Below are 26,965 nucleotides of genomic sequence, written 5' to 3'. Positions count from 1 at the left end.
AAGAAAAGCGTTAAAAAGACTGACTTGGAAGGAAATTTCTAGGTACAGTCTTTTTTTATAATGAACTTCTAATCAAAAAAAAAAAAAAATGGATAAGGAAATTAAAACTAGAATATCAAAAATATAAGTTACACTATAATAAAAGAAAAATATAAAAATTTTATAAACTTTAGGAGGAATTGGTATGAAAAATGTACTCAGAGTGTTGTTCTTAGGTTCTTTAATGTTGAGTGTGGCTTCATGCGAACTACTTAGTCCAAAGGAATGGGCAAGGTTTAATAGAGAGGAAAATATGAAAGGAGAAGTGTGTCATAAGAATATTTGGACTGATGAAATAGAATGTAGGTATAAGAGACCATATTGCTTAAAAGATTCTAGTGGAGAAGTTTTAGAATGCAGTTCAAAACCTTATAATTAAAGATATTGTATTATTGATAAAAAATGGAAGGAGATTTCTATGAAAAGCATTATTAAATTTTTGGTTATCGCAGTAATGTTTACTTTATTTGTTATTGGATGTAATACTGCGGGATATAGAAAAACATGTGATGAAAAGAATCGTTGTAAATACACACCTTATCTCTATAATAGAGATTAAAAAATGTAATATGTGAATTCGAAAAGGCTGATTTGGAAGTAAATTTCTAAGTACAGTCTTTTTTTTGTGTAAAAAACTCTAATTTATAAAAAATTAATTAATTTTTAAAATAATTTAATTCATGTATTGACTTTTATTTAAAAATATAGTATAAATTATTAAATAAAAATTAATAAAAAAGAGGTGGGTAATTATGGATAAGATTTCAAAAAAAGAAAAGAGTAAAATTGAAAAAATGAAAAGAAGGGAGAAAATCAAAGGATTAAAGGATAGGGAAAAAGGGTTTACGCTCGTAGAGGTAATACTGGTAGTAGCTATTATTACCATAATATCGGCAATTGCAGTGCCACAAGTTGGGAAGTATTTGAATAAGGCGAATAGAAGCAAGGTAATTGGAGCAGTTGCGGAACTTAATAATACTACAACTTCTTGGAGTATTGATCATGGTGGAGATGCACCTAAGAATTTACAGGATATTTTAACAGAGCATGGAAATCTTAATAAACTTGGAATAGGGCTGGACAGCAACGGGAAATTTAAGATTGGAAACATTGAAGGAAATGTAGTTTATCAAGATGGAGAGGTTTTTGCCAAAGTATCTCCAGGAAGTAAAGCTTTTGCAGGGGAAGAAATTAGGAAATAATGAATATTGTATTTGAAATTGTAAAATATTGTATTTTTTTTAGAATTATCTGGATTGATTTAAAAAAAAGGATTATTCCTGAAGAAAGTTTTGTTATTTTACTTGCATTAGGATTGATATCAGCGATTCAAAATACTAATTTAGAAGGTTATTATTTGGGAATTTGTGCTTATTCAATGCCCATGATAGTACTTTATATTTTAGAAGATTATTTTGGAAAAACGCTGATAGGCTTTGGGGATGTGAAACTGATGATGGGGATTGGCGGTATTTTGGGATATTTCGGAGTGGAGAAGATTGTAAATTTTTATATGATTTTGTATATTTTTTCTGGAATAGTTGCTTTTTTATTTTTATTTCTAAAAAAGTGGAAAAAGTATGAATATATTCCATTTGCACCGTTTATAATCATAAGTTATGTAATTTTTGAGATTTTTGGAAAATAAAAGTTGGGGAAAAAATGAGAAGGAATAATGGAGAAACATTAATTGAGAGTTTAATTTCGATGTTTTTTGTAACAGTTATCATTGTGCCATTTGCAAATTTATTTTTACAGACATTTAAAACAGATATTAAAGTCGATAATTTAAATGAAAAGAATGTAAATATTGAAAATATGACTGAAATATTAAAGGCAAAAAAATATAATGAAATTCTAAATTTTATTGGGAAATATGAGATTTCAAAAGTAGAGGATTTTTATAATAGATTTGCAATTGAGAAAAAATATCAAGTTTTGAAAAAATTGGAACAAAAACGAGATAAAAGGGGAAAGTTTCAGGAAGATAAAATAAATTTGGAAATAAAGAGGACGGATGGGTATTTTATGAATGAGTTTGGGCAGAAGGAATATATTTTTGAAATAAATATTGATAAAATAAAGGATTATTATTTTCCAAATATTGATGAAAATAGTTAAAAAATTAGTTTGCAGGAGAAAAATAAATGAAAAAAAGAGAAGGATATTTATTAGTTGAAATACTGATAAGTATGTTTATATTTTCTGTTCTTGTATTCGTAATTTCTGTGTTTTTAAAACGTGTAGTTATTGTGGAAAAGGCAAAGAAGGATAATCAGAAAATGTATGAGAAAATGTATTTTTCAATGGATAAAATTGTTTTGGATATAAAAAATAGAGATATTCAGGGATTTTCTTATGAAGGAGAGAATAATAACATTTTTGTTAAAGAAAATCAAATAGTTTTTAAATTGAATGAGATTTTTTACAAAATTGAATTTGATAAAGGAAAATTATATATTTCAGATGCTGAAAATTTAAGAAAGTTTGGAAGCAGAGTTGAAGTTGGGAAATTTCGTGAGGCAAGGTTTGAGAAAGTGGGGGAATTACTGATTATTAAGTTAAATAGTAATAGAAATGATAGTGTTAGGGCTGTGAGAATTTAAATTGAGGTTTTGGATAATGGGGAATAGATATTTTAGGTTATTGAAAAATATAAGACTTGGTGGAAAAAATAAGGATATAAAAAAAAGAAATGAGGGGGCTAGCCTTGTTTATGTTTTGGTAATTTTGTCAATAATTTCAGCATTTTCAATTAATTTTGCTTACTATGTGCGACAAAAAAAGGAAATGGTGTTTTTGAAAAGCCAAAAGGAAAATAATGTTGAGAAGAAATTTTTGATACAGAAGGAAAATCAGAATATAGAACGAATTTTGAATAAAGGGATTTTATTTGATGGGAATAGAGTTTCGCTAGATAAGAAGGAACGGTATTTTGACAGCATTCTTAAAAAAAATGGACAGACTATTGAGATAAAAAACTTAGTTTTTTTACCAAAAGAAACTGAAAGTATAGGAAATTACATGATAAAATCTGTAAAGGACAGCAATGATAATGAACATTATTTACCGCTTGAAGAAAATAAGGTTTATAGTGAATTGAAAGTTATTTTTGCAAGGAAAATTTTGAATGAAGAAATATTGTTTCAGGAAAAGGTAGAGTTTAGGAGATTAAGTTCGCTGGAAGTGGAAATGAAGGTTTTGGAATCAGGTTTTTTATAGAACTGTTCAAAATGGAATACTTAGAAATAAGATAAAATATTAAAGGGGGAGTGATGGGAGACAGAATAAAAATATATATAAGAAGTAAAAATAAGATTTATATATATTTTAACGAAGAAATATATTTTTTTGAAAATCAGGAACTAGAAATGGCTTTAGAATCGTTTATTGAGGAAAATCAGACTGAAAAAAATACGAAAGTAACTGTAATTTTACATTTTTCATATTTTTTATTTAGTAATTTTGGAGAAAATGTGGAAAAATCTGATAAAAAAGAAAATAATGTTGAAAAGGTAGAGAAAAAGTCTGTAAATTTGGAAGATATTTCGAAAATTTTAAAGAAAAAGATTAATTTAGTGAATAGAAAATTCGTTATAAATCATTTGGAAAATCAATTTTTAGATATTTATTTGGATAAAAGGGAGATTAATAAAGTAAAAAATTGTCTGAAAAAATATTCTATGGTAATTTCGGAGCTGAAAATAGATTTTGATGCTGTTTATAATTATTATAAGGACGGAAATTTTGAAATAAATCAGAGTGAAAATTTTGAAAATGAAAATAATTTTTTTAGAAATGAAGAAAATTTTCAGAATGTGTTAGGAAATTTTGAAAGTGTCCAGGAAACAGGAATTATTGAAAATTCAGATATTGATAGAAATTTTGGTGAAATAGAGGAAATTGATATAAATGAAGAGAGTAGTGATAATCAAGAAATTTTTGATAATGGTGTAAAGTCAGGGAATAAAAGTGATAGAATAGAGATTTTACAGATTGGGGAAGAAAATAGCCTTAGAATTTTGATTGAGAATGAGAAAATTGCTGAAGTGGAAAAAATTGAGTTGAAAACTGAGGATGTGAATGATTTTGAAAACTTTGATTTTGGAGATATGATAGTTGTTGGAAGTGGAGAAAATGATGTAAAAGTTATATTTACAGGGGCTGAACTTTCGGATAGTCCTGATTTTGTGAAGAAAACGGCAATTTTTGATAAAGAGAGCGTAAAAAATATAAGATTTTCTGATGTTGTTATTGCTGGAATTTGTATCATTGCGTATTTTGGGATTTATAATTCAATTCCACTTCAGAAAAAAACTGTTGAAAATGAAATTATTCAGAAGGAGATAAAATCGCTGGAAAAGGACTATTTAAATAAGAAGGCTGAGGAAATTCCAGATTATTCAAAGGAGCTTGCCACACTTCGTGAAATTGATGGAGCGATAAAAAGGAGAGAATATTATTCAGTTATAAAATTTTTAGTTGAAAATAGTAAAAATGGTATTGGTTATACGAAAATTAATTATGAGAATACAAAGTGGACTGTCCAGGGGGAGATGGAGAATTTTAATAATTTTGAGAGATTTGAGAATAATATTTTGAGAAAATATCCGAATTCTGAATTGGGGTATTTGAAGGATAATGATACAGCGACTGTTTTTGAATATGTGGTTGAGTCTTTTTAAAATGAAATGTGTAAAAATTAAATAGATTTAGGATTTTAGGTAAATAATCGAAACTTGAAGTTTTTTTGATTGAATAAAAAAATATAGGAAGAAATAAAATGATAAAATTGAATTTGAAAATATTAATACTTTTGGCTGGGATTGTTTTTATGATGGTGAATATTAATAAAAAGTATGGGAAGTATAAGGAAGTTTTGAGTAACAGGAAGATTTTGATTGAGAATAAAAGGAATCTGGAAAGTAAGATTGTAGATGTAGTGGAGGAGAAAAAGTCAGAACGTGAAAGAATTATGGGAGAATACAATCAAATATTGGCATTGACTCAAAGATTGTCGTTTTTGTCGATAAAAAATGAATCTGAATTTAAAAAGATGATTTATGTGTTTTCGCATGACAGCGGGCTTAAAATGAAGGAAATCTCAAAGTCGGAAAATGTGTGGGAACGCAATGGATACAGACTTAAATATATTCATTTTACAATGTACGGAAGTCTTAATGATTTTGGGAAGTTTATTTATTTTGTAAATAAAAGCAGAAAATATATTGATACTTCCAAAATGTTTATGGAACTTACGAGCGATGGATTTAAAATTTCGCTTGGCTTTATAGAGAAAGTCACGGATAAAAAGAAAATTAATGCTGAAAATAAAGGGAAAATTGCATAAATCACATATTTGAAAGTGGGGATTAGAATTTTGAAAAAAAAGAGAAGTTACAGATTGTTAATTGTTTGCTTTTTGGCTTTTTTGCTTGCTTTGAGTAATATTTTTGGAGCGAAAGCGGCTGATTATGTGAATAAGAGCGATGTGGAAAATGCTAAAAAAATATTTATTTATGAAGTTCCGAAGAAAGTGCAGGCTGAAAAAAAGGAAAATAGTGATAATAAGGGGAAAAATAGTAATAAAAAGCATAATAAAGATAATAATCCTGTAACTAAAAAAGAGGAAAATAAGAATCAGGGACAGAATCAGAATAACGCACAGCAGACTGTAAAGGAAGTTAAAAAGAAAACTGGGGAAGTTGACTTGGAATATAGAAATGTAAAGGATATTACCGAGGCACTTAATGGATTTTTTGGATTTGAAGTTATTGGAATTGATAATAAAGTAATTTTTAGTGGAGATGAGAGTAAAGTTGAGGAGATGAAAAGGATTATAAAGTCGCTGGATAAGGAAAAGGAGCAGATTATAATAAAGGGAACTATAATTGATACAAGCTCAAATTTGTTTGAGCGGCTTGGAATCGACTGGAGCATAAATAGTAATAATTCTAATGCGACTAAGGATAATCTAGTGGCAAAATTTTTGAATGGAGAAGTTTCGATTGCGTCAATTTTTTCAAAAGGAGGGCGATTTTTAGGAATAGATTTTAACTTGCTGAAGGAAAATGGAGATATACGGATAGAAGCAATGCCGACACTTATGATTATGGAAAATGAGGAAGGAGAATTAAAGGTTACAGAGGAAGTTCTTGTTGGAGAAAAAAAGACTACAAAGAAAGATACAGAATATGTAGAGCCAATTTTTTCTGAAGCAGGTATAGTATTTAGGATAAATCCTGAAATTAGAAAAATTAATGGAATAAAGAAAATTCTGCTTAAAATTGATACAGAAATAAGTAATTTTAAGCTGACCTCAAGCTATAATACGTCTTCTGGAGCTAAACAAAAGAATCAGACAAAAACAACAATTACGTTGAATAACGGTGGCTCAACTTTTATTGGAGGATTAAAGCAGGATGTGAGCAAGGAAACCATAAGAAGAGTGCCAGTACTATCAAAAATTCCTATAATTGGTCCGCTGTTTAAGTATCGACGTACTAATAGGGAAATGCGAGATATTTATATTGAAATTGAGGCAGTAATTCAAGATAAAACTTAATAAAAAAATAATCATTTTAAACTTTTTTCAGTTCAAATGAAAAACTTTACAAATTATACTGAAAATTTCCAAAATATGTAGTATAATATTAAATAAAGACTAAAATTAAAATTATCATTTAAAACAGTAAATTAATAAATTTGAATTTAAGGAAAGGATAAAAATGATTTCAATTCAAAGGCTTGAAGAAATAATAAAAAAATTTAGTAGTGTCAGAATAGCTGTAATTGGTGATATGATGCTAGATGAGTATCTAATTGGGAAGGTTAACAGAATTTCTCCTGAAGCGCCTGTTCCAATTGTGAATATTGAAGAGGAAAGATTTGTGTTAGGGGGAGCTTCAAATGTGGCGAATAACTTGACTTCGCTTGAAGCAAAAGTTTTCGTTTATGGAGTAATTGGCAATGATGCAAATGGAGAAAAATTTATAAAGGAGCTTGAAGATAAAAATGTGAATCCTGCTGGAATTGTGAAGGATGAAACACGTCCAACAATTATTAAAAGCAGAGTTTTGTCACAAGGTCAACAGTTACTTAGATTAGACTGGGAAAAAGATGCTGATATTTCAGAAGATATTCAAAATCAACTTTTGGAAAACTTTGAAAAAAACATTGAAAATATTGATGCAGTATTGATTTCTGATTACAATAAAGGGTTGCTTACAAAACATTTATCAGAAAGAATTATAGAAATAGCAAAAAAACACAATAAAAAAGTAATGGTTGATCCAAAACCGCAGAATTTTAAAAATTATGTTGGAGCAACTTCAATGACTCCAAATAGAAAAGAAATTTTGGATTATTTTGGAATGAAAAAATTTACGAGCGAGGAAGAAATTGCTGAAAAAATGGCTCAGTTAAAGGATGATTTAAAACTGGACAGCGTTGTGCTTACTCGAAGTGAAGAGGGAGTTTCGCTGTTTAGAACAAAACATAAGAGGATACCGACTGTGGCAAGGGAAGTTTATGATGTTACAGGGGCTGGAGATACATTTATATCGACATTTTTACTTTCGATATGTGCTGGAGCGGATTTGTATGAGGCTGGGGTAATTGCAAATATGGCATCTGGAATTGTAGTGGCAAAAATAGGAACAGCTACTGCAACGCAAGATGAAATAATAGAATTTTACAAGGATAATGACAATATATTAAAAAATATATAAAAATGAAATGTCCTTTAATTTAAAGGTGTTTTAAAATAAAAAAATACAAATAAAAATTTAAAAAGAAAAGGAAGTGAAATTATGGCAATTATTGCGGCAGTTGAAGCTGGGGGAACAAAATTTATATGTGGATTGGGAACTGAAGACGGAAAAATCATTGACAGAGTAAGTATTCCAACTACAACTCCTGAAGAAACAATGGCACAAGTTATTGAATATTTTAAAGACAAGGAATTTGATGTAATGGGTGTTGGGAGCTTTGGACCGATTGATCCTGTAAAAGGCTCTAAAACTTACGGATATATTACAAAAACTCCAAAGCCTTACTGGAGCGATTATGATTTGATAGGAGAGTTGAAAAAACATTATGATGTTCCAATGGAATTTGATACTGATGTAAATGGAGCGGCGCTTGCGGAAAGCTGGTGGGGTGCTGGAGAAAATTTGAAAAATGTTATGTATATTACTGTTGGAACTGGAATTGGGGCTGGAGCAGTTGTTGATGGAAAAATGCTTCAAGGATTGACTCATCCTGAAATGGGACACATATTCTTGAAAAGACATAAAGACGATAAATTTGAAGGAAGATGCCCTTTCCATAAGGACTGTATGGAAGGAATGGCGGCAGGCCCTTCAATAGAGGACAGATGGGGTAAAAAAGGATTTGAACTTGCTGATAGGGATGAAGTTTGGGACATGGAAGCATATTACTTGGCTCAGGCTGTTGTAAACTACACTTTAATTTTATCTCCACAAAAAATAATTATGGGTGGAGGAGTTATGAAACAAAAACAATTGTTCCCGTTAATTAGAAAATATGTGGTGGAATTTTTAAATGGATATGTTCAAAAAGATGAAATTTTAGAAAAAATTGAAGACTATATTGTTTATCCTGGACTTGGGGATGAAGCAGGATTTGTCGGATCAATCGCATTGGGGAAAATTGCGTTGGAAAATAACAGAAAATAATAATTGATTTGTAATTAATCAAAGGGGAGGGTTAATTAAAATGATAAGTATTATAAAGAGCAAGGAAAATGAACTTAGTGAAAAAGACTTGCTATCATTTACAAAAAGTGTATATTATTTATTAAATGGCAAAATTTCGCTAATTGATACACTTGGAATAGTTGCACAGAATTATAGTGGAGATTTGAAAAGTAAGATAATTCGCACAAAACAGCAGATTGAAAAGGGAGTTTCTCTTCATAGGGCTTTTTCAAAGATTACTGTAAATAAGGAATTTATGGAAATGATTAAAATTGGGGAAGAAACTGGAAATTTGGAAATAGTCTTTAAGAATCTGTATGAAAAGTACGAGTTTAATCAGAAAATAAAAAAAGATGTGAAAAATTTGAGCATTTATCCAGTAACAGTTATAATTACAGCATTGGTTATTGTATTCATACTGTTAAAATTTGTAGTGCCTAAATTTGTGATAATTTATTCTGATATTGGTCAGGAATTGCCAAAAGTTACGCAAATTGTGATAAATATTAGTAAAATAACGGATAAATATGGTATTTTTCTTTTAATTGCCATAGTTTTTTTATTTTTTGGATTAAAAAATTGGAAAGGAAAAAATGAAAAGAATTTTGAAAAAATTTTTTTAGAAATGAAACTGATTGGGCAAATGTATAAAAATATTTGTATATTGAATTTTACAAGAAATATGTATTCTCTGACAGATGCCAATGTTCCATTGATTCAATCCTTAAAAATGTGTACAAATTCCAAAAGTTATATTTTAAATGAGGAACTGAAAAAAATTATTTTGAAAATAGAAAAGGGTGAGAGTATTCAAAAATCCTTTAAAAATACGACTTTTTTTGATAATGAATACGTAAGTTTCCTTGCAATTGGAGAAAAGACCGGCGAAATGAAAATATCATTTTTTAATTTGAATGAAATTTATTACGAAAAAGTTAGCGAGAAAATAAAATGGTTTTTAAAAATGTTTGAGCCGCTTTCGATAATTTTTATCGGAGTAATTATTGGGCTTATTGTATTTTCAGTTATGCTGCCTATTTTTAAAATGGGGGAAATGCTGTAAATATTAAATTAAAAATATAAAAAATTAAAGTTGAAAACTGGAATTTTAGATTTAACACAAAAATGCTATTCTTTATTAAAATACAGGATTTATTAGAAACTATTCGTAGCAAAGGGGAGGAAAGGTTTCCTATAAGCGAATAAAAAAATGTATATTTTAAAAAGGGGAATAAAGTGTTTGGTTTTTCTAAAAAAATTTAGACTATGGCAAAGATAGTTTAAAATTTGACTCAAAGATTATAAACATGCCGCTAAAATTTTGGAGGTTTAATTTTAAATGAATGTCAATATACAATAAAAGAAAAAAGGAAAATTTATGATAGAAAATTTTATAGAATCATCGAAATATGCACAGAATTTGTTTAAAATAAAAAATGAAATCATACAGGATATAAAAAACGAAAGTTTAGATGAAAATGTGCCGATTATTACAGATGAAGTGCTAAATTATATGATTTTTACTGCTAGAAATATAAAGGCTCGAAATATTTTGGAAATTGGTACAGCGACAGGCTATTCAGGGCTATTTTTGGCACAACTCGCTAATGAAAATAGCGGGTTTTTGACAACAATGGAAATTGATGAAATTCGTTATAGAAAAGCTATGGAAAATTTTAAGAAACTTGGATTATTTGAAAAGAATAAGATGATTTTTGGAGATGCTTTGGAAGAAATTCCGAAACTTGATAAGAATGTGAAATATGATTTTATTTTTATTGATGCGTCGAAAGGTCAGTATTTGAAGTTTTTTGAAATGAGTTATGAACTTCTCAATGAAAATGGAATTATTTTTATTGATAACCTCATGTTTCGTGGGCTGATTGCGGCAGATAAGGAAGAAATTCCAAAAAGATATAAGACAATTGTAAAAAGGCTCAAAGAGTTTATAGAAAAGTTGAATGAAGAGTATAATTTTGTACTGCTGCCGTTTGGAGATGGAGTTGGGATAGTAAAAAAATAAATATTCAGTATTAATCACTCAACTTAAAAATTGGATTAAAGATGTGAAAAAAAACAATGGATTGCCTATAGATGGAGTCTAGTTTTCCACTTTTGTTTTAAACTGGAATTGTTATAAATAGGTTTGAGTTTATAATATAATTTTGTAAATATGGGAAAGAGAAGTGAGGAGAAATGAAATTTCTTTTGTATAATATTCGATACGGGACTGGAAAATATTTGAATCAGCCGTTTAAACATATGCGAGGGTATTTGGGACGTTCTGTAAGGCATGTTTATCGAATTGGGAAATTTATTAATAAATATAAGCCTGACATTGTGGGACTTGTAGAAGTTGATCTTGGCTCGTTTAGAATGTACAGCAGAAATCAGGCTACGCTTCTTGGAAGAATTACTAGAAATAATAATGTTTATCAGTACAAATATGAGGAAGATTCTAATTATATGAAATTCCCGATGGTAAGAAAGCAGGGAAATGCCTTACTTTCTAAAAAAGCTGTTTTACGGGAAGAATTTCATTATCTGGATATTGGAATGAAAAAATTGATTATTGAGGTGGAAACGGAAGATATTGTGGTGTTTCTAGTTCATTTGGCACTTGGTGGTAAAACGAGACAGAAACAGATTGTACAGCTTTACAATTTTGTGAAAAACTGCAAAAAGCCAGTTATAGTCGCTGGAGATTTTAATGTGTTCTGGGGAGAAGAGGAAATTGAAATGTTTTTACAGGCTTCTAACCTGCAAAATATAAACATAAGGAAAGAGCCAACTTTTCCGAGCTGGAATCCAAAGCGGGAACTTGACTTTATACTTTGTTCAAAGGAAATAAAAGTAAAAAGTTATGCAGTTATACAAACTCAGCTTTCAGATCATTTACCGATACTAGTCGATTTTGAAATTGTAAAATAAAAGATTATAAAAGCTAAAGGATTAATTTTATTAATGATAACATTTAAAAATTATATATTTGATATATTGATTTTAGATTATTTTTCTGCTATAATAGATTTATCAAAAAATAAATTAAAATGATAGGAGGAAAAGATTATGAAAATGATAAGAAGGATAAGGGATAATAAATTTACACAATTAAATTATAAACCCTTGTCAGATGGTGTATAATCATTTTTATAATGAATTCCTGTTTTACATAAAAATTTTACTTTTGCCAATGACTTTTGGGTTGTTGGCTCTTTGTTTTTATATACAATTTGTATAATTTTATTTAGAGCCTGTAAAAAGGGCTTTTTTTTATAAAAAAATGTAGGGAGATGGTAATTATGATAAAAGTTGGAGTTATTGGAGCGACTGGGTATGCTGGACAGCAGCTCGTATGGATATTGAATAATCATAAAGAAGTGGAGATTGAATTTATTTCTTCGTATTCAAATGCTGGAGAGAATATGGGCGAGGTGTATGCAAATTATAAAAAATATTTTGAGAAGAAATTGATTTCGCAGGAAGAGGCTGAGGAAAATTTTGGAAAAATTGATGTGCTGTTTTTGGCATTGCCGCATGGATTGTCGGAAAAGATGACTAAGAAGGTGCTCGAAAATAATGTAAAAGTTTTTGACTTGGGAGCAGATTTCAGGCTGGATGATTCAGAAACTTATGAAAAATGGTATGATGTTAAGCATGAGTTTCCTGAAATTAATCAGATTGCAGTTTATGGCTTGCCTGAGATAAATAGGGGAAAAATAAAGGAAAGTCAAGTTGTTGCCTGTCCTGGGTGTTATCCAACATCGGCGATACTAGGAGCGGCACCGCTTTTAAAAAATAAAGTTGTAAAAACGGATAAAATAATAATTGATTCAAAATCTGGAGTTTCAGGAGCAGGGAGAAGTGCCAAAATAGATACGATTTTTACAGAAGTAAATGAAAGTTTTAAGGCTTATGGAGTTTTAAAGCATAGACATACGCCTGAAATAAAGCAGGAAATGGATAAATTATCAGAAAGCGATATTAATGTAGTGTTTACTCCACATTTATTACCAATAAATAGGGGAATTCTTTCAACAATTTATCTGGAAGTGAATGAAAAATGGAAGGAAAGCTTGACAGAAGAAAAAATTTATGAAATTTATAATGATTTTTATAAAAATGAGTATTTTATAAGGGTTACTGAAAATTTGCCCGAGATAAAAAATGTGAAAAATAGCAATATTTGTGAAATTGGTGTCTGTTATGACTCAAAAACTGGAAATATTATTGTAATTTCTGCGATTGACAACCTCGTAAAAGGTGCAGGTGGACAAGCTGTTCAAAGTATGAATATTATGTTTGAGCTTGAAGAAAATATGGGGCTGGAGTTTTTATCAATGTATATTTAATTTTTAAAAGGAGTGATTTTTATGAAAATAATAAAAGATGGGACAATTACTAATGTTAAAGGGATAAAGGCGGCAGGAATATCGGCACAGTTGAAAAAAAGTGGGAAAAAAGACTTGGCATTGATTTATAGCGAGAAAAAGGCAGTTTCGGCTGCAGTGTTTACAAAAAATCTTGTAAAAGCAGCTCCGATTATTTTAAATATGGAAAATATAAAAAATGGAAATACACAGGCGATTATTGTAAATAGCGGGAATGCTAACTCGTGTACTGGAGAAACTGGACTTGAAAATGCTAAAAAAATGACGGAATTTGCAGCAAATGAGCTGGGACTCAAAAAAGAAGAAATTTTGGTGCAGTCTACTGGAATTATTGGAGTTCAGCTGGATATGAAAAAGATAGAAACTGGAATTAGTAAAATTTGCAAGGAAATATCGGAAAATGGGGGAAATGATGCGGCAACTGCGATTATGACAACGGACACTTTTACAAAACAAATTTGTGCAGAAATTGAAATAGATGGAAAAACAGTAACAGTTGCGGGAATGGCAAAAGGTTCTGGGATGATACATCCAAATATGGCTACAATGCTGGCTTTCACAGTAACGGATGTAAATATTGAAAAATCGTTGTTGCAAAAAATATTTTCTGAAATTACAGACAGCACATTTAATATGATTTCAGTTGACGGAGATACAAGTACAAATGATATGGCTTGTGTTATTGCTAATGGGGCTTCTGAAAATAAAAAAATTGTAGATGAAAGTTCTGAAGGATACAGCAAATTTAAAGAGGCGCTTTATTTTGTGAATCAGGAGCTAGCAAAGCTGATTGCAAAAGACGGGGAAGGGGCGACAAAATTAATTGAAGTTGCTGTAACTGGGGCAAAAAGTAAAAAAGACGCACAAAAAGTTGCAAAATCAGTAATAACTTCAAATCTTTTTAAAGCGGCTGTATTTGGGGAAGATCCAAACTGGGGAAGAATCCTTTGTGCTGTAGGTTATTCTGAAGCACAACTTATTGTTGATAAAGTAAATATTTTTCTTGGAAATGATATTAATGCTTTACAAAAAGGAGTCCAAGTTGCAAAAAATGGCATGGGAATAGAATTTGACAATGAAAAGGCTGTTAAAATTTTGAAAAATGAGAAAGTTGAAATTTTGATTGAACTGAATGATGGAGAATTTTCTTCGACTGCGTGGGGATGTGACTTGAGTTACGATTATGTGAAAATAAATGCGGAGTACCATACTTAATAATTTTTTTAATATAGTTAATTTTTTTAAAAATTAAAGAAATGAGAAAATTTTGATAAAAAGAAAGGAAAAATATGATTTCAAATTTAGATAAAGCAAAAATTTTGGTAAAAGCGTTGCCATTTATAAAAAAATATCATAATAAAACGATTGTGATTAAATATGGTGGAAGTGCGATGGTCAATCCTGCTGCACGGGAGCAGTTTATTCAAGATATAGTTCTTATGAAATATGTTGGAATAAATCCTGTGATTGTGCATGGTGGCGGGCCTGAGATTAATGAAATGCTTCAAAAAATTGGAAAAGAGAGCAAATTTATTGATGGAAATCGTGTAACTGATGAAGAAACTGTGGAGATTGTGGAAATGGTGCTTTCTGGGAAAGTAAATAAAGGAATTGTTGCGGATATTAATAAATATGGCGGAAAAGCTGTTGGACTTAGTGGAAAAGACGGGAATATGGTGTTTGTTGAGAAGAAGTTTGCTGAAGTTGATGGAGAGAAGATTGATATTGGGTTTGTTGGAGAAATTAAGGAAATTAATACGGAAGTAATAAAATTGTTAGAGTCGAATGATGTGATTCCTGTGATTTCGTCTATTGGAGTTGACAAGAATGGTCAGACATACAATATTAATGCCGATTATGTGGCAGGCACGATTGCTGGGAAATTACAGGCAGATAGATTGGTATTTTTGACAGATGTTGATGGAATTTTACTTGATTATAATAATAAGCAGACGCTTATTGATGAAATTGATGTGAAAAAAGTGAACGATTTAATTGAACGAGAAATTATTAGTGGTGGAATGCTGCCAAAAGTTACGACTTGCCTAGATGCGATTGAAAATGGTGTAGAAAATGTAGTTATTTTAAATGGGAAGCTGGAACATTCATTATTATTGGAGCTGTTTACAGAGGAAGGAGCTGGAACTTTAATAAAAAAATAAATTAAATTTTAGAAAGGAATGAAGAAAAATGTTATTAAATGTGTATAACCGTTATAATAAAATATTTGAAAAAGGAAAAGGAACATATATTTACGACAATGAAGGGAATGAATACTTAGATTTTGTATCGGGAATATCGGTAAACTGTCTAGGGCATGCAAGTCCAGTAATTATAAATGCTTTGACTGAACAAAGTAAAAAATTGATACATATTTCAAATCTTTATTACAGCGAGCCCCAATTAGAGCTGGCAAAAAAACTTACACAAAATAGTGCGATGGAGAAAGTATTTTTTACTAACAGCGGAACAGAAGCAATTGAACTGGCAATAAAAATTGCTCGCAAATACGGTAATAATTTATCGTATGATGAAAATGGAAATAAAATTATTGACAAAACTGAAATAATTTATATGAAAAATTCATTTCATGGACGTTCAACAGGGGCATTGGCAGTAACAGGACAGCCTAAATATCAGAAACCTTTTGAGCCTTTGATTTCCAATGTTGCACAATGTAATTTTAATGATGTGAAAGATTTGAAGGCAAAAGTGAGCGAGAAAACAGCAGCCATAATTTTGGAGCCGATTCAAGGGGAAAGTGGACTGAAAAGTGCAACGCCTCAATTTATGCAGGCAATAAAGGAACTGAGTGAAAAATATAACGCACTTGTAATTTTTGATGAAATTCAATGCGGAATGGGAAGAACTGGAAAATTGTTTGCTTATGAAAATTTTGAGATTATTCCAGATATTGTCACTGTGGCAAAGTCGCTTGGTGGCGGTGTTCCAATTGGAGCAGCTCTTACAAAGGGTAAGGCAAACGATGTTTTAGAGCCTGGAGATCATGGTTCAACTTATGGAGGGAATCCGCTAGTCTGTGCTGTTGCAAATGCTGTTTTACATGAATTGATTGACAATAAACTGGTTGAAAAGGATGTTGTGGAAAAAGGGCAGTATTCTCTTAAAAAATTGGAAGAATTGAAGGGGAAATATAATTTTGTTGAGGAAATTCGTGGGAAAGGTCTGCTTTTGGGAATAAAATTTGATGAAAGCAGAGTCTTGGGAAAAGATGTTGTTTTAAAAGCATTGGAAAATGGTCTGCTGTTAGTTGGAGCTGGAAATAACGTTGTAAGATTTTTTCCGCCATTTAATGTGAGCAAGGAAGAAATTGATGAGGCAATTTTAATTTTGGACAAAGTTTTAAAAACAATTTAATTCTTTTTAAATAATATTGTAAATTAGAAGTTATTGAGGTAAAATTATATTGAATAAATGAAAAATTATAATTTAAAGGGGAGATTTTATGAAAATTTTTGGAAAAAGTGTGATAATAGCTGTTTTGATTAGTTTGGTAAGTTTTGGTAATATAAATGTTGAAAGTAAGATTGATCAAATTAGGAAAGATTATAAAAGTACTAATGCTATAAAGAATTATATTGTGAAGGAAATTGAAGATGATGAACAGAGTATAGAGGGCGGTGTTATAAGATATTATTTTCAAAATGGAATTGTTAAGAAAATTATAACTGAATATTTTGGTGAAACCTGGAGAGGAACGACGGAGTATTACGTAAAAAATGGAAAAGTTTATTTTATTTTTGATAAAACTGAAAAATATAATGTTCCGTATTATGTGAACGCTGACTGGTATAAAAGAGATAATATGAAAGTTGGAGAAGTTTTTGACAGCAGAAAATCAAAAATTTCTGAAAAGAGGTACTATTTTGATGAAAATATGAAATTGATTCGGTATGTTGGAGAGAATAAAAAAATTGTTGAAAATGTGCAAAAATTGAAGGAAATTGAAAAAAATGTGTTAGATGAGTATTTTAGAATAAAAAATAAAAATTAAGAAAAGAGGTAAAGGCATGTTAAAAGGACGTTCGTTTTTAAAATTATTAGACTTTACAACAGAAGAATTACAATATTTATTGAATTTAGCGAAAAAATTGAAGGAAGATAAGAAAAATAAGACTGAAGAGAAAAAGTTGACTGGTAAAAATATTGCATTGATTTTTGAAAAGACTTCGACACGGACTAGATGTGCTTTTGAGGTTGCGGCTTATGATCAGGGGGCGAATGTTACTTATATTGGGCCTTCTACTTCTCAGATGAATGATAAGGAGTCGATTGAGGATACTGCAAAAGTTTTGGGAAGATTTTATGATGGAATTGAGTATCGTGGATATGGACAAAATTTGGTAGAGGCATTGGCGGAACATTCTGGAGTACCTGTGTGGAACGGGCTTACGACTGAGTTTCATCCGACACAGGTTTTAGCGGATTTTTTGACTATTTTAGAGAAAAAGGGAACTTTGAAGGAAATTAAGTTTGCGTATCTTGGAGATGGAAAAAATAATATGGCAAGTTCACTTATGATTGGTGCGGCAAAATTTGGGATGGATTTTACAATTGTTGCTCCGAAAGAATATTTTCCAGATAAGGAACTGGCTGAAACTTCCTTGAAACTGGCTGAAGAAAATGGAGGGCGTGTTTCATTTACCGATGACCGAATTGGTGGGGTTAAGGATGCAGATGTGATTTATACAGATGTCTGGGTTTCTATGGGAGAATCTTACGATGTATGGGATGAAAGAATAAATAGACTTTCGTATTATCAGGTAAATAATGAGCTTGTAAAACATGCAAAGCCTGACTATCTGTTTATGCATTGCCTTCCTGCATTTCATGACTTGAATACAAAAGTTGCACAGGAAATTGAAAAGAAGTACGGAATTAAGGAAATGGAAGTTGCTGATGAAGTGTTCAGAAGTAAAAATTCCGTTGTATTTGATGAGGCTGAAAATAGAATGCATACGATTAAAGCGGTTATGGTGGCAACTTTGGGAGAAGAATAAGAAAAATTGAAAAAATGTAAAAAAATAAGGATAATGTATTGAAAATTTAGGAAAAATGTACTAAAATGATATTGAAGATTTAACATTCAGAAAGGAGATATTGGTGAAATCAATTTTAAAAAAAATATCATTATTAGCAATTACAGTTTTAACGGCTGCGACTTTGAATGCCTCTAATATTATAATGGGAAACAACCAAAATGCGTCAAAAGTTAATAATCAGAAAGTAACAAGAAACAGCGAATTAAGAGGAGTATGGGTAGCAAGTGTAAGCAATATTGACTGGCCATCTAAGAAGGGACTTAGCGTAGAGCAGCAGAAAAGAGAATTTTTAACAATTCTTGACAATGTAAAAAAATGGAATATGAATGCTGTGTTTGTACAAATCAAGCCAACGGCTGATGCTTTTTATCCCTCTAAATATTCGCCATGGTCTGAGTATTTAACAGGAACACAAGGAATAAACCCTGGATATGATCCATTAAAATTCATGGTAGAAGAAGCGCACAAAAGAGGAATCGAGTTTCATGCATGGTTTAATCCATACAGACTTTCTACATCAGGTTCAAGAGACAGATTGTCAAAAGATAATATTGGACGTAAAAAACCTGAATGGACAGTGGCTTATGGTGGGCAATTATACTTAAATCCAGGAATTCCTGAAGTTAATGATTATGTTGTGAATAGTATTGTTGAAGTTGTGAAAAATTATGATGTTGATGGTGTTCATATGGATGATTATTTTTATCCATACAAAGTTAAAAATCAAGAATATCCAGATTCTGCACAGTATCAGAAATATGGAAGTAAATTTGCATCAGTTGGAGACTGGAGAAGAGATAATGTAAATAAATTAGTTGAAAAATTGCATACTTCTATAAAAAAAGAAAATAAAAATGTGGAATTTGGAATAAGTCCGTTTGGAGTATGGAGAAATGCTTCCACTGATCCGTCAAGAGGTTCTGCAACAAAAGCTGGAGTTCAAAATTATGATGATTTATATGCAGATATTTTATTATGGATGAATAAAGGCTGGATAGATTACGTGGCACCACAAATTTACTGGAATCAAGGGCATAAATCAGCTGAGTACAATACGCTTGTAAAATGGTGGAGCAAATATGCAGGGAAAACGCAAACAGACCTTTATATCGGACAAGCCGCATACAAAGTTAATGATTGGCAAAATGCAAAAGAATTAATAAATCAGGTGAATTTCAACAGAAATTACCCAGAAGTAAAAGGAAGTATATTCTTTAGCTACAAATCATTACTGACAAATCCTAAAAATGCTACAAACAGCTTGGCACAAGGGCCTTATTCTAATAATGGTAATCAGGAATTTTAGTATCTGAATTTAGAAAAAATCAGTATTATTGAAGTTGTTATAACTTTGGTGATACTGATTTTTTTAATTTACAAAGAAATTTGAATAAAATTTGAAAAAAATAAAAAATTGGATATAATATAGAGTGTGAATATAAAAATAAATTTAATTTTTTTAATATCTAAGATTATAAAATTAAGTAAAAAATTTAATAAGAGACTTAAAAATTATGATAGTTTTTCTTGAGTTGATTTTTATTTAATAAGAAAAATTGATATTAAAAAACTTTAGGTATATTTTTAACATAATTAAAATTACTTAAAAAAATAGGAGGAAAATTTTATGAAAAAAGAATACGATTCTTTTAACAGGATTAAATTGAAAAATAAAATACAAGGTATGTTAGAAGAAACATTGTCAAAAGGAACCATATCAATAATAGCATGGTTAGCAGTAACAATGATTTTGACAGTTATTATATTTTCAGTCATGTTAGTGCTGATGAATTTAAAACCTGATAATGAAACTGACAGCTTAAGTTTAATTGAAGCAATTTGGCAAAATTTTTTGCGTGTAATAGATCCAGGTGGATTACAAAATGACAGATTATGGGGATATAGAATAGTATCCGCTGTAGTTACATTGCTTGGAGTATTAATTTTTGGGGCATTAGTTGGTGTTTTGACAACTGGACTTGATAATCTATTTATTGAAATTCGTAAAGGAAAAACAGAAATTGTAAAAAAAGATTTTACTCTTATTTTAGGATGGAATCCAACAATATTTAAGATAATAAGTGAGCTTGTTATTTCAAATGCAAATCACAAAAATAAAAAAATAGTGATACTTTCTAAAAACGATAAAATAAAAATGGAAGATGAGATAAATTTAAGAATAAATCAAAAAGAACTGTTAAAAAAATTTCATAATTCACTAGGTGAAAAAAGTCATAAAATTTATCAGACTAAAATTTATTGTCGTTCAGGAAGTATTATAGACACTGATGATTTAAATATAGTTCATCCTGAAAATGCAGAATCAGTAATTATACTTTCCTCTGAGGACGATAAAGAAGATATAAATACTATAAAATGTATTTTAGCGTTGAGAAAGAAAGCAAAGAAAATAATTACAGAAATAAAAGATGAACATAATAAAGAATTGATGGATTTTTGTTTTCAAAATGAAGAAAATGAAAACATACTGTATATTCCGACTGAGAAATGGTTATCACGGATTACAGCACAAGCAAGTAGACAGCCAGGTTTTAGTGTAATTGCGACAGAAATTTTAAATTATGATAATGATGAAATTTACTTTTCTAAAGTTGGAAAAGAACTGATAGGTAAAACATTTAAAGAAATTTCTTTAAATTGTACAACAAGTATTCTGTTAGGAATATATAAGAAAAATTTGGATAAAAACAACTTAAAGGAAATTTATCAAGCTGAAATCAAAGAAGGAAAATTACCAGGAGTACGAAAAAATATAATTTTAAATCCGTATGAGAAATTTCATAATAATGTAATAAATGGTGAAAATATAGGATGTATAATAGAAGAAAGAGATGAACTTATTCTTTTTCAATCTGATGATGGATATCCTGAATTTTATTTTGAAGATTTGAAAATAGAAAAATTTCAATGGAAAAATAGTATGGAAGATATAATTTTACCAAAAAGCAAGACATTAATTTTAGGATATAATAAGAGAATATATAAAATAATTAATGAGTTATACGAATATGTGAGTATAGATTCAGAAGTTCATATAATTGCAAAAATGAATGAGGAAGTAGAAAAACATTTAAAAGATAATTTTGGTTCTGAAAATGTAACAAATGAAGATATCACAGATTACAGAGTTTCTGAAAAAGAATATGTTGGAGAAAAATTCAACCTTGAAAGTTATGACAGCATTATAATTTTAGGTTATGATAATCTTGAAACACAAGAAAAGGATGCCAAATCAATGCTTACAATGTTACTGATAAAAAAATTGCTTGAAAAAAATAATAAATGTTCGTTAAAAGAAAAAAGTATTGTTATTGAAATATATGATGAAAAGAATAGAGAAATTGTAGAATTGACGGAAGTATCTGATTATATAATAAGTGATACGATAATAAGTTCGGTAATCAGCCAATTATCAGAAGAAAAAAGGCTTTATTATGTGTTCGATGAATTGTTTAGTGGAGAAGGATGTGAAATTTATCTGTTTTCAGCAGATAATTATATTGAAAATTTTAATAGAGAGTACTCTTTTAAAGAGCTTTCTACAATTGTAGCAAATGAAGGAATTATTTTATTAGGATATAGAGATATGAGCGAAAGGATAGAAAAGAAAAAAGATTATGGTGTTCATTTAAATATAAGTAAAAATAAAACAATTAAATTAAACAAGAATGATAAATTAATTGTATTATTTGAAGGGGGAAATGAGAAAAATAAGAAAAAAGTGATTTAATTGATTTTCTATTTTTGGCATAAAAATAATTGAGTAAACTTTTAAACAAAGGGTTTCTTTAAATATAAACAAAATTTGCAAAATGAATTTAATTGGAGTATAATAATTATATGTAACAAAGAATATTAAATCTTTGCTCAAAGTTGAGAGAAAGGAGGGAGATAATGAAAAATAAAATTTTTAAATTTTTTGGATTCTTATTTCTTATGATGGTTCTTGTAAATGTGATTTTATCAATTATTTCTACATTTTTACCAGTAAAATTTGAGTCTCCAAGTTCGGTTGTAGAGGCACCGCATTATTTTAATTTTGTTTTTGGGAACTTTAAGTTTTCATTAAGTCAGACAGTTCTTGATACGTGGGCAATTATGATTATAATTATATTTATTGTAAGAGCTGGAACAAAGAATATAAGTGTTGAAAAACCTGGAAAAATGCAGATTGTTATGGAAGAATACTATCATTTTATTGAAAATACTTTTTTGACTACTTTTGGAAAACACAAAAAAACTTATATACCGTTTTTTGCGGCATTGTTTGCATTTATAATGTTTTCAAATTTAAGTACTTTCTTATTTCCGTTTATTATGATGGTAGTAAAGGAAAATGGGATTAGAACGGTAAAACCGTTTTTTAGAACGCCAACAGCAGATCCAAATACTACAATTGGATTATCACTTGTTGTAATTGTTGTCTTTTTGGCAGTTTCTATAAAGCAAAAAAGTCTAAAAGGGTATATAAAATCCTTGTTTGAGCCAATGTGGTTTATGTTTCCATTAAATGTAGTTGATATTTTTTCAAAAGTGTTAAATACTTCAATGCGGCTTTTTGGAAATATGCTTGCGGGACTTGTAATTGTAGGACTGTTATACAGCCTTGTTGGACGTGGATTGCTTCAATCAATGACAAATAATATGCTGAAGGGAAGCTTTTCATTTTCGGTTGGATGGCCGATGTTAATACAGCTTTATCTGGATTTATTCATTGGAATAGTGCAGGCATTCGTATTTACAATACTTTCATCAGTTTATATAGGTGAAGCGTTGGGAGAAGAGGAATAAAAACAGATTTGTAGTTCTTTTATATGTTCAAAGTCAACGAAATTAAGATTTTGTATAAATAAGAGAATTATAATTAAAATATAGTTTTTTAAAATAAAGAAAATAAAAAATAATATAAATTAGGAGGATTAAAGAATGGAAGGAATAGTTCAAGCGGCAGCTTTATTAGGAGCAGGAATTGCAGCGGTAGGAGGAATTGGAGCAGGATTAGGGCAAGGAATAGCTACTGGTTATGCAGTAGAGGCAGTATCAAGACAGCCTGAAGCTAAACAGGATATTATGCAAACATTAATCACAGGGCTTGCGATTACAGAATCATCAGCAATTTATGCGTTGGTAATAGCTTTCTTATTGATTTTCTTAAAAGGATAATAAAAAATATCCAGTATTTTTAGAATCAGAAAAAATAAAATAATATTGTTATGAAAATTATTATAAAGTAAGAATTAAAAAGAAACAAAATAGGGTTAATGTAAATTAAGGAGAAAAAATGAATGAAGGAGCAAAATTAGTAAACATCGATTTTACGATGGCTATTCAAATAATAAACTTTATAGTGTTAATCTATTTTTTTTCACGAGCTTTTGCAAAAAAAATTGGTAAAGTGCTTGAGGACAGAAAAAAATTAGCGTTGTCTGAAATGGAAATAGTTGAGAACGAAAAGGAAAAACTGGAAGAACAGAAAAAATTAATGGAAAAACTGAAAAAAGAATCTAAAAGACGTGCTAATGACATTTTGATAAAAGCTGAAAGACAGGCGGATGACAGAAAAGATCAGATTATATCACAAGCTATGAGCAATCGTGAAAGAATGATGATGAAAGCAGAAGCTGATATTGAAAAAATGCGACAAAATGCCAAATTTGAACTTCAAAAGGAAGTTGGAGAAATGGCAGTTGAACTTGCAGAAAAAATCATTAAAGAAAATATTGATGATAAACAAGATGAAACTATAAATAAGTTTATTAATGAGATAGGAGATTAGAATGGCTAATGATGAGATTGCAAAAAGATATGCAGCGGCAATTTATAATATAGCAAAATCTTCTGACAATATAAATGAAGTTCGGGAAGTATTAAATATTCTTATGGAAAACTACGAGGAAGAAGAGGAATTTAGAAAAATTTTGGAAGATCCTTTGAAAAAATTTCCAGAAAAAGAAAAATTTTTAGAAAAATCATTTGATCATGTGACAAAAGAAGCACTTGGAATAATAAAATATATTGTGAGAAAACAGCGATTATCCCTTGTCAGTGATATAAAAGAATATTTTTTAAAACTTTACTACGAAGAAAACAATAAACTTCCAATAACTGCTATATTTGCAAAGGAGCTATCGGAAACGCAAAGAGAACAGTTAATAAAAAAACTTGAAAACAAATATGGTAAAAAAATCGTTTTGAATCTTAAAGTTGATAAGGAAATAATCGGTGGAGGAATTTTAAAAATTGGAAATGAAGTTATTAACGGTTCAATAAAAAATCAGATTGAGGAAATAAAGAAAAATTTTTAGAAACGGAGGTGCTTTTCTTTGAGAATCAAGCCAGAAGAAATAAGTAAAATAATCCGAAGCGAAATTGAAAATTACAAAAGTTCACTGGATATTTCCAACACTGGAACAGTCTTGGAAGTGGGAGATGGAATTGCTAGAATCTACGGATTAAGTGATGCTATGGCAGGAGAGCTTTTGGAGTTTGAAAATGGAACTGTCGGAATGGCACTAAACTTGGAAGAAAGTAACATTGGAGCAGTAATTTTTGGAAAAACACAAGGAATAAAAGAAGGAAGTATAGTAAAAGGATTGGGAAAAGTAGCTGAAGTTCCAGCTGGAAATGAGCTGCTTGGAAGAGTAGTCGATGCACTTGGAAATCCTATTGATGGAAAAGGGACAATAACAGCTGATAAATATATGCCAATTGAGAGACAGGCGTCGGGAATTATCGCAAGAAAACCTGTTACACAGCCTATGCAGACAGGAATAAAGGCAATAGACGGAATGTTTCCAATTGGAAAAGGACAAAGGGAATTGATAATTGGAGACAGACAGACTGGTAAGACGGCAATTGCGATTGACTCTATTATAAATCAAAAAAATAACGATGTTATATGTATTTATGTCGCAATTGGACAGAAAAGATCTACAGTTGCACAAATTTATAAAAAACTGGAAGAAACAGGGGCTTTGGAATATACAATCATTGTTGCGGCAACTGCTTCGGAATCTGCACCACTTCAATATTTGGCACCGTATTCAGGGGTTGCCATGGGTGAATATTTTATGGATCAGGGAAAAGATGTACTGATAGTTTATGATGATTTATCAAAACATGCGGTAGCTTACCGTGAAATGTCGCTATTGTTAAAACGTCCACCGGGAAGAGAAGCCTATCCTGGAGATGTTTTCTATCTTCACTCAAGACTTCTTGAAAGAGCCGCAAAATTAAGCGATAAACTAGGCGGAGGTTCAATTACAGCACTTCCAATTGTAGAAACACAAGCTGGAGATATTTCGGCATACATTCCTACAAATGTTATTTCGATAACAGACGGACAAATATTCTTGGAAACGGATTTATTTAATTCAGGATTTAGACCAGCCATAAATGCAGGAGTTTCTGTATCACGGGTTGGAGGAGCGGCACAAATTAAAGCTATGAAACAGGTTGCTTCAAAAGTAAAACTGGAACTTGCACAATATAATGAGCTTTTGGCATTTACGCAATTTGGATCGGATTTGGATAAGGCGACTAGAGATCAGCTTAATCGAGGATCTAAAATTATGGAAGTCCTAAAACAGTCGCAATACACTCCATTCAAAGTTCAAGAACAGGTTATTTCATTTTACTGTGTTACAAATGGATATTTTGACAATGTTCCGACTGAAAAAGTTAGAACATTTGAAAAGGATATAATAGAAGCACTTATAAATGATGAGAATATTTTAAATGAAATCCGTGAAAAAAAATCATTGGATGATGAGCTGAAAAATAAACTTGATGAGTTTATTACTAGCTTTAAGAGTGAATATGTCTGGTAAAGTAGGTGAAATAACATGGCAGCAAATATGAAGGAAATTAAAGAGCGAATTGACAGTGTAAAAAGTACAAGTCAAATCACAAATGCGATGAATATTGTTTCTTCTACAAAGTTTAAGAGATTTCAAGTTTTAACTTTAAAATCAAGAAGTTACGCACGTGCTGTAAATGAAGCTTTTGACAATTTGGTCGCAAGCCTTAGAGGAAATAAATTTGTAATTTTTGATGGGAAGTCAGAAGTCAAAAGAGTAGGCATTATTGTGATGACATCAGATCGTGGGCTATGTGGAAGTTTTAACTCAAATACTTTTAGAAGGCTGGAAAGCATGAGAAAGAAATTTGAAAAAGAAGGAAAAGACGTGTCAGTTGTAACAATTGGAAGAAAAGCTAAGGAATATTGTAAAAATCGGGATATTAATGTGGATAGTGAGTATACACAGATGATTCCAGAAACAATGTTTGAAACTGGTAAAAAAATCAGTGAAGATGTAGTTCAGTTTTATTTAAACGATTTTTATGATGAAGTTTATATGATTTATTCTAAATTTGTATCAGCAATTGAGTATAATATTCAAGTGGAAAAATTGCTTCCAATAGAAAAAAAGGAAGGATTGCCAACAAAGGAATATGTGTTTGATCCGTCAGAGGAAGAAGTGTTAAATTCATTTGTGCCACAAGTTCTGAATATAAAATTGTATCAGTCTTTACTTGAAAATTCGGCAAGTGAGCATTCAGCCAGAATGTCAGCAATGAAACAGGCTAATGATAATGCCGCTGAAATGATAAGAAACTTGGAAGTGCAGTATAATCGTGAAAGACAAGGAAAAATAACACAGGAATTAACAGAAATTATTGGCGGTTCTTTAGGAGTACAGTAATTTATTTTTAAACTGAAGAACTTGAG

At 30.1% G+C, this 26,965-nt stretch carries 29 protein-coding genes; all 29 read left to right on the top strand.

Annotation, left to right across the window (positions count from 1 at the left end; all coding sequences use genetic code 11):
- Positions 1–184: 184 nt before the first annotated feature.
- The 29 genes from BQ5344_RS10090 to atpG all read left to right on the top strand — a co-directional run bounded on the left by BQ5344_RS10090 (position 185) and on the right by atpG (position 26,939).
- On the top strand, positions 185–418 hold the full coding sequence (locus BQ5344_RS10090) for a hypothetical protein (RefSeq protein ID WP_071125203.1): 234 nt from the start codon (positions 185–187) through the stop codon (positions 416–418).
- 39 nt (positions 419–457) lie between these two features.
- Positions 458–598 carry a hypothetical protein gene (locus BQ5344_RS12215; protein ID WP_158663019.1) on the top strand — a complete coding sequence of 47 codons (141 nt, stop codon included), beginning with the start codon at positions 458–460 and terminating at the stop codon, positions 596–598.
- 193 nt (positions 599–791) lie between these two features.
- On the top strand, positions 792–1,241 hold the full coding sequence (locus BQ5344_RS10085; RefSeq protein ID WP_071125202.1) for a prepilin-type N-terminal cleavage/methylation domain-containing protein: 450 nt from the start codon (positions 792–794) through the stop codon (positions 1,239–1,241).
- Positions 1,241–1,687 (top strand): prepilin peptidase, encoded by a 447-nt coding sequence (locus tag BQ5344_RS10080; protein ID WP_071125201.1) that lies wholly within the window; start codon positions 1,241–1,243, stop codon positions 1,685–1,687. The genes BQ5344_RS10085 and BQ5344_RS10080 overlap by 1 nt, the downstream gene beginning before the upstream one ends.
- Before the next feature lie 14 nt (positions 1,688–1,701).
- A complete protein-coding gene (locus BQ5344_RS10075) occupies positions 1,702–2,160 on the top strand; it encodes a type IV pilus modification PilV family protein (protein ID WP_071125200.1) in 459 nt (152 codons plus the stop codon).
- A 26-nt stretch (positions 2,161–2,186) separates the two neighbouring features.
- Positions 2,187–2,645 (top strand): prepilin-type N-terminal cleavage/methylation domain-containing protein, encoded by a 459-nt coding sequence (locus BQ5344_RS10070; protein ID WP_071125199.1) that lies wholly within the window; start codon positions 2,187–2,189, stop codon positions 2,643–2,645.
- Positions 2,646–2,661: 16 nt separating this feature from the next.
- Complete coding sequence (locus tag BQ5344_RS10065; protein WP_071125198.1) at positions 2,662–3,261, top strand: hypothetical protein; 600 nt, start codon at positions 2,662–2,664, stop codon at positions 3,259–3,261.
- 53 nt (positions 3,262–3,314) lie between these two features.
- Positions 3,315–4,724 (top strand): hypothetical protein, encoded by a 1,410-nt coding sequence (locus tag BQ5344_RS10060; protein ID WP_071125197.1) that lies wholly within the window; start codon positions 3,315–3,317, stop codon positions 4,722–4,724.
- Positions 4,725–4,822: 98 nt separating this feature from the next.
- The gene (locus BQ5344_RS10055; protein WP_071125196.1) at positions 4,823–5,389 is read left to right on the top strand and encodes a hypothetical protein; all 567 of its coding nucleotides are present in this window, start codon (positions 4,823–4,825) and stop codon (positions 5,387–5,389) included.
- A gap of 30 nt (positions 5,390–5,419) precedes the next feature.
- Positions 5,420–6,604 carry a type II secretion system protein GspD gene (locus BQ5344_RS10050; RefSeq protein ID WP_071125195.1) on the top strand — a complete coding sequence of 395 codons (1,185 nt, stop codon included), beginning with the start codon at positions 5,420–5,422 and terminating at the stop codon, positions 6,602–6,604.
- 163 nt (positions 6,605–6,767) lie between these two features.
- A complete protein-coding gene (gene rfaE1 / locus BQ5344_RS10045; protein WP_071125194.1) occupies positions 6,768–7,769 on the top strand; it encodes a D-glycero-beta-D-manno-heptose-7-phosphate kinase in 1,002 nt (333 codons plus the stop codon).
- Between the two features lie 81 nt (positions 7,770–7,850).
- Positions 7,851–8,738, top strand: a complete 888-nt coding sequence (locus BQ5344_RS10040; protein ID WP_071125193.1) for an ROK family protein — start codon at positions 7,851–7,853, stop codon at positions 8,736–8,738.
- Between the two features lie 40 nt (positions 8,739–8,778).
- A complete protein-coding gene (locus BQ5344_RS10035) occupies positions 8,779–9,822 on the top strand; it encodes a type II secretion system F family protein (RefSeq protein ID WP_071125192.1) in 1,044 nt (347 codons plus the stop codon).
- Positions 9,823–10,137: 315 nt separating this feature from the next.
- Complete coding sequence (locus BQ5344_RS10030; RefSeq protein ID WP_071125191.1) at positions 10,138–10,782, top strand: O-methyltransferase; 645 nt, start codon at positions 10,138–10,140, stop codon at positions 10,780–10,782.
- 173 nt (positions 10,783–10,955) lie between these two features.
- Complete coding sequence (locus tag BQ5344_RS10025; RefSeq protein WP_071125190.1) at positions 10,956–11,690, top strand: endonuclease/exonuclease/phosphatase family protein; 735 nt, start codon at positions 10,956–10,958, stop codon at positions 11,688–11,690.
- A gap of 371 nt (positions 11,691–12,061) precedes the next feature.
- Positions 12,062–13,111: an N-acetyl-gamma-glutamyl-phosphate reductase gene (gene argC / locus BQ5344_RS10020; RefSeq protein WP_071125189.1), complete on the top strand. Its 1,050-nt coding sequence runs from the start codon at positions 12,062–12,064 to the stop codon at positions 13,109–13,111.
- A 21-nt stretch (positions 13,112–13,132) separates the two neighbouring features.
- The gene (gene argJ / locus BQ5344_RS10015) at positions 13,133–14,365 is read left to right on the top strand and encodes a bifunctional glutamate N-acetyltransferase/amino-acid acetyltransferase ArgJ (protein ID WP_071125188.1); all 1,233 of its coding nucleotides are present in this window, start codon (positions 13,133–13,135) and stop codon (positions 14,363–14,365) included.
- Between the two features lie 74 nt (positions 14,366–14,439).
- Positions 14,440–15,312 carry an acetylglutamate kinase gene (gene argB, locus BQ5344_RS10010; protein WP_071125187.1) on the top strand — a complete coding sequence of 291 codons (873 nt, stop codon included), beginning with the start codon at positions 14,440–14,442 and terminating at the stop codon, positions 15,310–15,312.
- A gap of 28 nt (positions 15,313–15,340) precedes the next feature.
- On the top strand, positions 15,341–16,528 hold the full coding sequence (locus BQ5344_RS10005) for an aspartate aminotransferase family protein (RefSeq protein ID WP_071125186.1): 1,188 nt from the start codon (positions 15,341–15,343) through the stop codon (positions 16,526–16,528).
- 88 nt (positions 16,529–16,616) lie between these two features.
- Positions 16,617–17,165, top strand: a complete 549-nt coding sequence (locus tag BQ5344_RS10000) for a hypothetical protein (protein ID WP_071125185.1) — start codon at positions 16,617–16,619, stop codon at positions 17,163–17,165.
- A 16-nt stretch (positions 17,166–17,181) separates the two neighbouring features.
- The gene (argF, locus tag BQ5344_RS09995) at positions 17,182–18,171 is read left to right on the top strand and encodes an ornithine carbamoyltransferase (protein WP_071125184.1); all 990 of its coding nucleotides are present in this window, start codon (positions 17,182–17,184) and stop codon (positions 18,169–18,171) included.
- Between the two features lie 103 nt (positions 18,172–18,274).
- Positions 18,275–19,519, top strand: a complete 1,245-nt coding sequence (locus tag BQ5344_RS09990) for a glycoside hydrolase family 10-like protein (RefSeq protein ID WP_071125183.1) — start codon at positions 18,275–18,277, stop codon at positions 19,517–19,519.
- Between the two features lie 321 nt (positions 19,520–19,840).
- Positions 19,841–21,964, top strand: coding sequence for a CASTOR/POLLUX-related putative ion channel (locus BQ5344_RS09985; RefSeq protein ID WP_071125182.1), 2,124 nt, complete (start codon positions 19,841–19,843; stop codon positions 21,962–21,964).
- Positions 21,965–22,128: 164 nt separating this feature from the next.
- Positions 22,129–23,025, top strand: coding sequence for a F0F1 ATP synthase subunit A (gene atpB, locus BQ5344_RS09980; RefSeq protein WP_071125181.1), 897 nt, complete (start codon positions 22,129–22,131; stop codon positions 23,023–23,025).
- 135 nt (positions 23,026–23,160) lie between these two features.
- Positions 23,161–23,397 carry an ATP synthase F0 subunit C gene (gene atpE, locus BQ5344_RS09975; protein WP_006803454.1) on the top strand — a complete coding sequence of 79 codons (237 nt, stop codon included), beginning with the start codon at positions 23,161–23,163 and terminating at the stop codon, positions 23,395–23,397.
- Positions 23,398–23,515: 118 nt separating this feature from the next.
- Complete coding sequence (gene atpF, locus BQ5344_RS09970; RefSeq protein WP_071125180.1) at positions 23,516–24,010, top strand: F0F1 ATP synthase subunit B; 495 nt, start codon at positions 23,516–23,518, stop codon at positions 24,008–24,010.
- 1 nt (position 24,011) lies between these two features.
- Positions 24,012–24,539 (top strand): ATP synthase F1 subunit delta, encoded by a 528-nt coding sequence (gene atpH / locus BQ5344_RS09965; protein WP_021769432.1) that lies wholly within the window; start codon positions 24,012–24,014, stop codon positions 24,537–24,539.
- Positions 24,540–24,557: 18 nt separating this feature from the next.
- Positions 24,558–26,063, top strand: a complete 1,506-nt coding sequence (gene atpA, locus BQ5344_RS09960) for a F0F1 ATP synthase subunit alpha (RefSeq protein ID WP_071125179.1) — start codon at positions 24,558–24,560, stop codon at positions 26,061–26,063.
- A 15-nt stretch (positions 26,064–26,078) separates the two neighbouring features.
- Positions 26,079–26,939 (top strand): ATP synthase F1 subunit gamma, encoded by an 861-nt coding sequence (gene atpG, locus BQ5344_RS09955; protein WP_021769430.1) that lies wholly within the window; start codon positions 26,079–26,081, stop codon positions 26,937–26,939.
- The last annotated feature ends 26 nt before the right edge of the window (positions 26,940–26,965 follow it).

Origin of the sequence: Leptotrichia massiliensis, from assembly GCF_900104625.1 — a bacterium.
GTDB lineage: Bacteria > Fusobacteriota > Fusobacteriia > Fusobacteriales > Leptotrichiaceae > Leptotrichia > Leptotrichia massiliensis.
Note: the sequence above shows the minus strand (reverse complement) of the source record. Positions and strands in the feature narration are given on the sequence as shown.

Bases quoted from the DNA above. Each gene is read 5' to 3' on its own strand.
- BQ5344_RS10090 (WP_071125203.1), top strand. From the start codon at position 185: ATGAAAAATGTACTCAGAGTGTTGTTCTTAGGTTCTTTAATGTTGAGT.
- BQ5344_RS12215 (WP_158663019.1), top strand. From the start codon at position 458: ATGAAAAGCATTATTAAATTTTTGGTTATCGCAGTAATGTTTACTTTA.
- BQ5344_RS10085 (WP_071125202.1), top strand. From the start codon at position 792: ATGGATAAGATTTCAAAAAAAGAAAAGAGTAAAATTGAAAAAATGAAA.
- BQ5344_RS10080 (WP_071125201.1), top strand. From the start codon at position 1,241: ATGAATATTGTATTTGAAATTGTAAAATATTGTATTTTTTTTAGAATT.
- BQ5344_RS10075 (WP_071125200.1), top strand. From the start codon at position 1,702: ATGAGAAGGAATAATGGAGAAACATTAATTGAGAGTTTAATTTCGATG.
- BQ5344_RS10070 (WP_071125199.1), top strand. From the start codon at position 2,187: ATGAAAAAAAGAGAAGGATATTTATTAGTTGAAATACTGATAAGTATG.
- BQ5344_RS10065 (WP_071125198.1), top strand. From the start codon at position 2,662: ATGGGGAATAGATATTTTAGGTTATTGAAAAATATAAGACTTGGTGGA.
- BQ5344_RS10060 (WP_071125197.1), top strand. From the start codon at position 3,315: ATGGGAGACAGAATAAAAATATATATAAGAAGTAAAAATAAGATTTAT.
- BQ5344_RS10055 (WP_071125196.1), top strand. From the start codon at position 4,823: ATGATAAAATTGAATTTGAAAATATTAATACTTTTGGCTGGGATTGTT.
- rfaE1 (WP_071125194.1), top strand. From the start codon at position 6,768: ATGATTTCAATTCAAAGGCTTGAAGAAATAATAAAAAAATTTAGTAGT.
- BQ5344_RS10040 (WP_071125193.1), top strand. From the start codon at position 7,851: ATGGCAATTATTGCGGCAGTTGAAGCTGGGGGAACAAAATTTATATGT.
- BQ5344_RS10035 (WP_071125192.1), top strand. From the start codon at position 8,779: ATGATAAGTATTATAAAGAGCAAGGAAAATGAACTTAGTGAAAAAGAC.
- BQ5344_RS10030 (WP_071125191.1), top strand. From the start codon at position 10,138: ATGATAGAAAATTTTATAGAATCATCGAAATATGCACAGAATTTGTTT.
- BQ5344_RS10025 (WP_071125190.1), top strand. From the start codon at position 10,956: ATGAAATTTCTTTTGTATAATATTCGATACGGGACTGGAAAATATTTG.
- argC (WP_071125189.1), top strand. From the start codon at position 12,062: ATGATAAAAGTTGGAGTTATTGGAGCGACTGGGTATGCTGGACAGCAG.
- argJ (WP_071125188.1), top strand. From the start codon at position 13,133: ATGAAAATAATAAAAGATGGGACAATTACTAATGTTAAAGGGATAAAG.
- argB (WP_071125187.1), top strand. From the start codon at position 14,440: ATGATTTCAAATTTAGATAAAGCAAAAATTTTGGTAAAAGCGTTGCCA.
- BQ5344_RS10005 (WP_071125186.1), top strand. From the start codon at position 15,341: ATGTTATTAAATGTGTATAACCGTTATAATAAAATATTTGAAAAAGGA.
- BQ5344_RS10000 (WP_071125185.1), top strand. From the start codon at position 16,617: ATGAAAATTTTTGGAAAAAGTGTGATAATAGCTGTTTTGATTAGTTTG.
- argF (WP_071125184.1), top strand. From the start codon at position 17,182: ATGTTAAAAGGACGTTCGTTTTTAAAATTATTAGACTTTACAACAGAA.
- BQ5344_RS09985 (WP_071125182.1), top strand. From the start codon at position 19,841: ATGAAAAAAGAATACGATTCTTTTAACAGGATTAAATTGAAAAATAAA.
- atpB (WP_071125181.1), top strand. From the start codon at position 22,129: ATGAAAAATAAAATTTTTAAATTTTTTGGATTCTTATTTCTTATGATG.
- atpE (WP_006803454.1), top strand. From the start codon at position 23,161: ATGGAAGGAATAGTTCAAGCGGCAGCTTTATTAGGAGCAGGAATTGCA.
- atpF (WP_071125180.1), top strand. From the start codon at position 23,516: ATGAATGAAGGAGCAAAATTAGTAAACATCGATTTTACGATGGCTATT.
- atpH (WP_021769432.1), top strand. From the start codon at position 24,012: ATGGCTAATGATGAGATTGCAAAAAGATATGCAGCGGCAATTTATAAT.
- atpG (WP_021769430.1), top strand. From the start codon at position 26,079: ATGGCAGCAAATATGAAGGAAATTAAAGAGCGAATTGACAGTGTAAAA.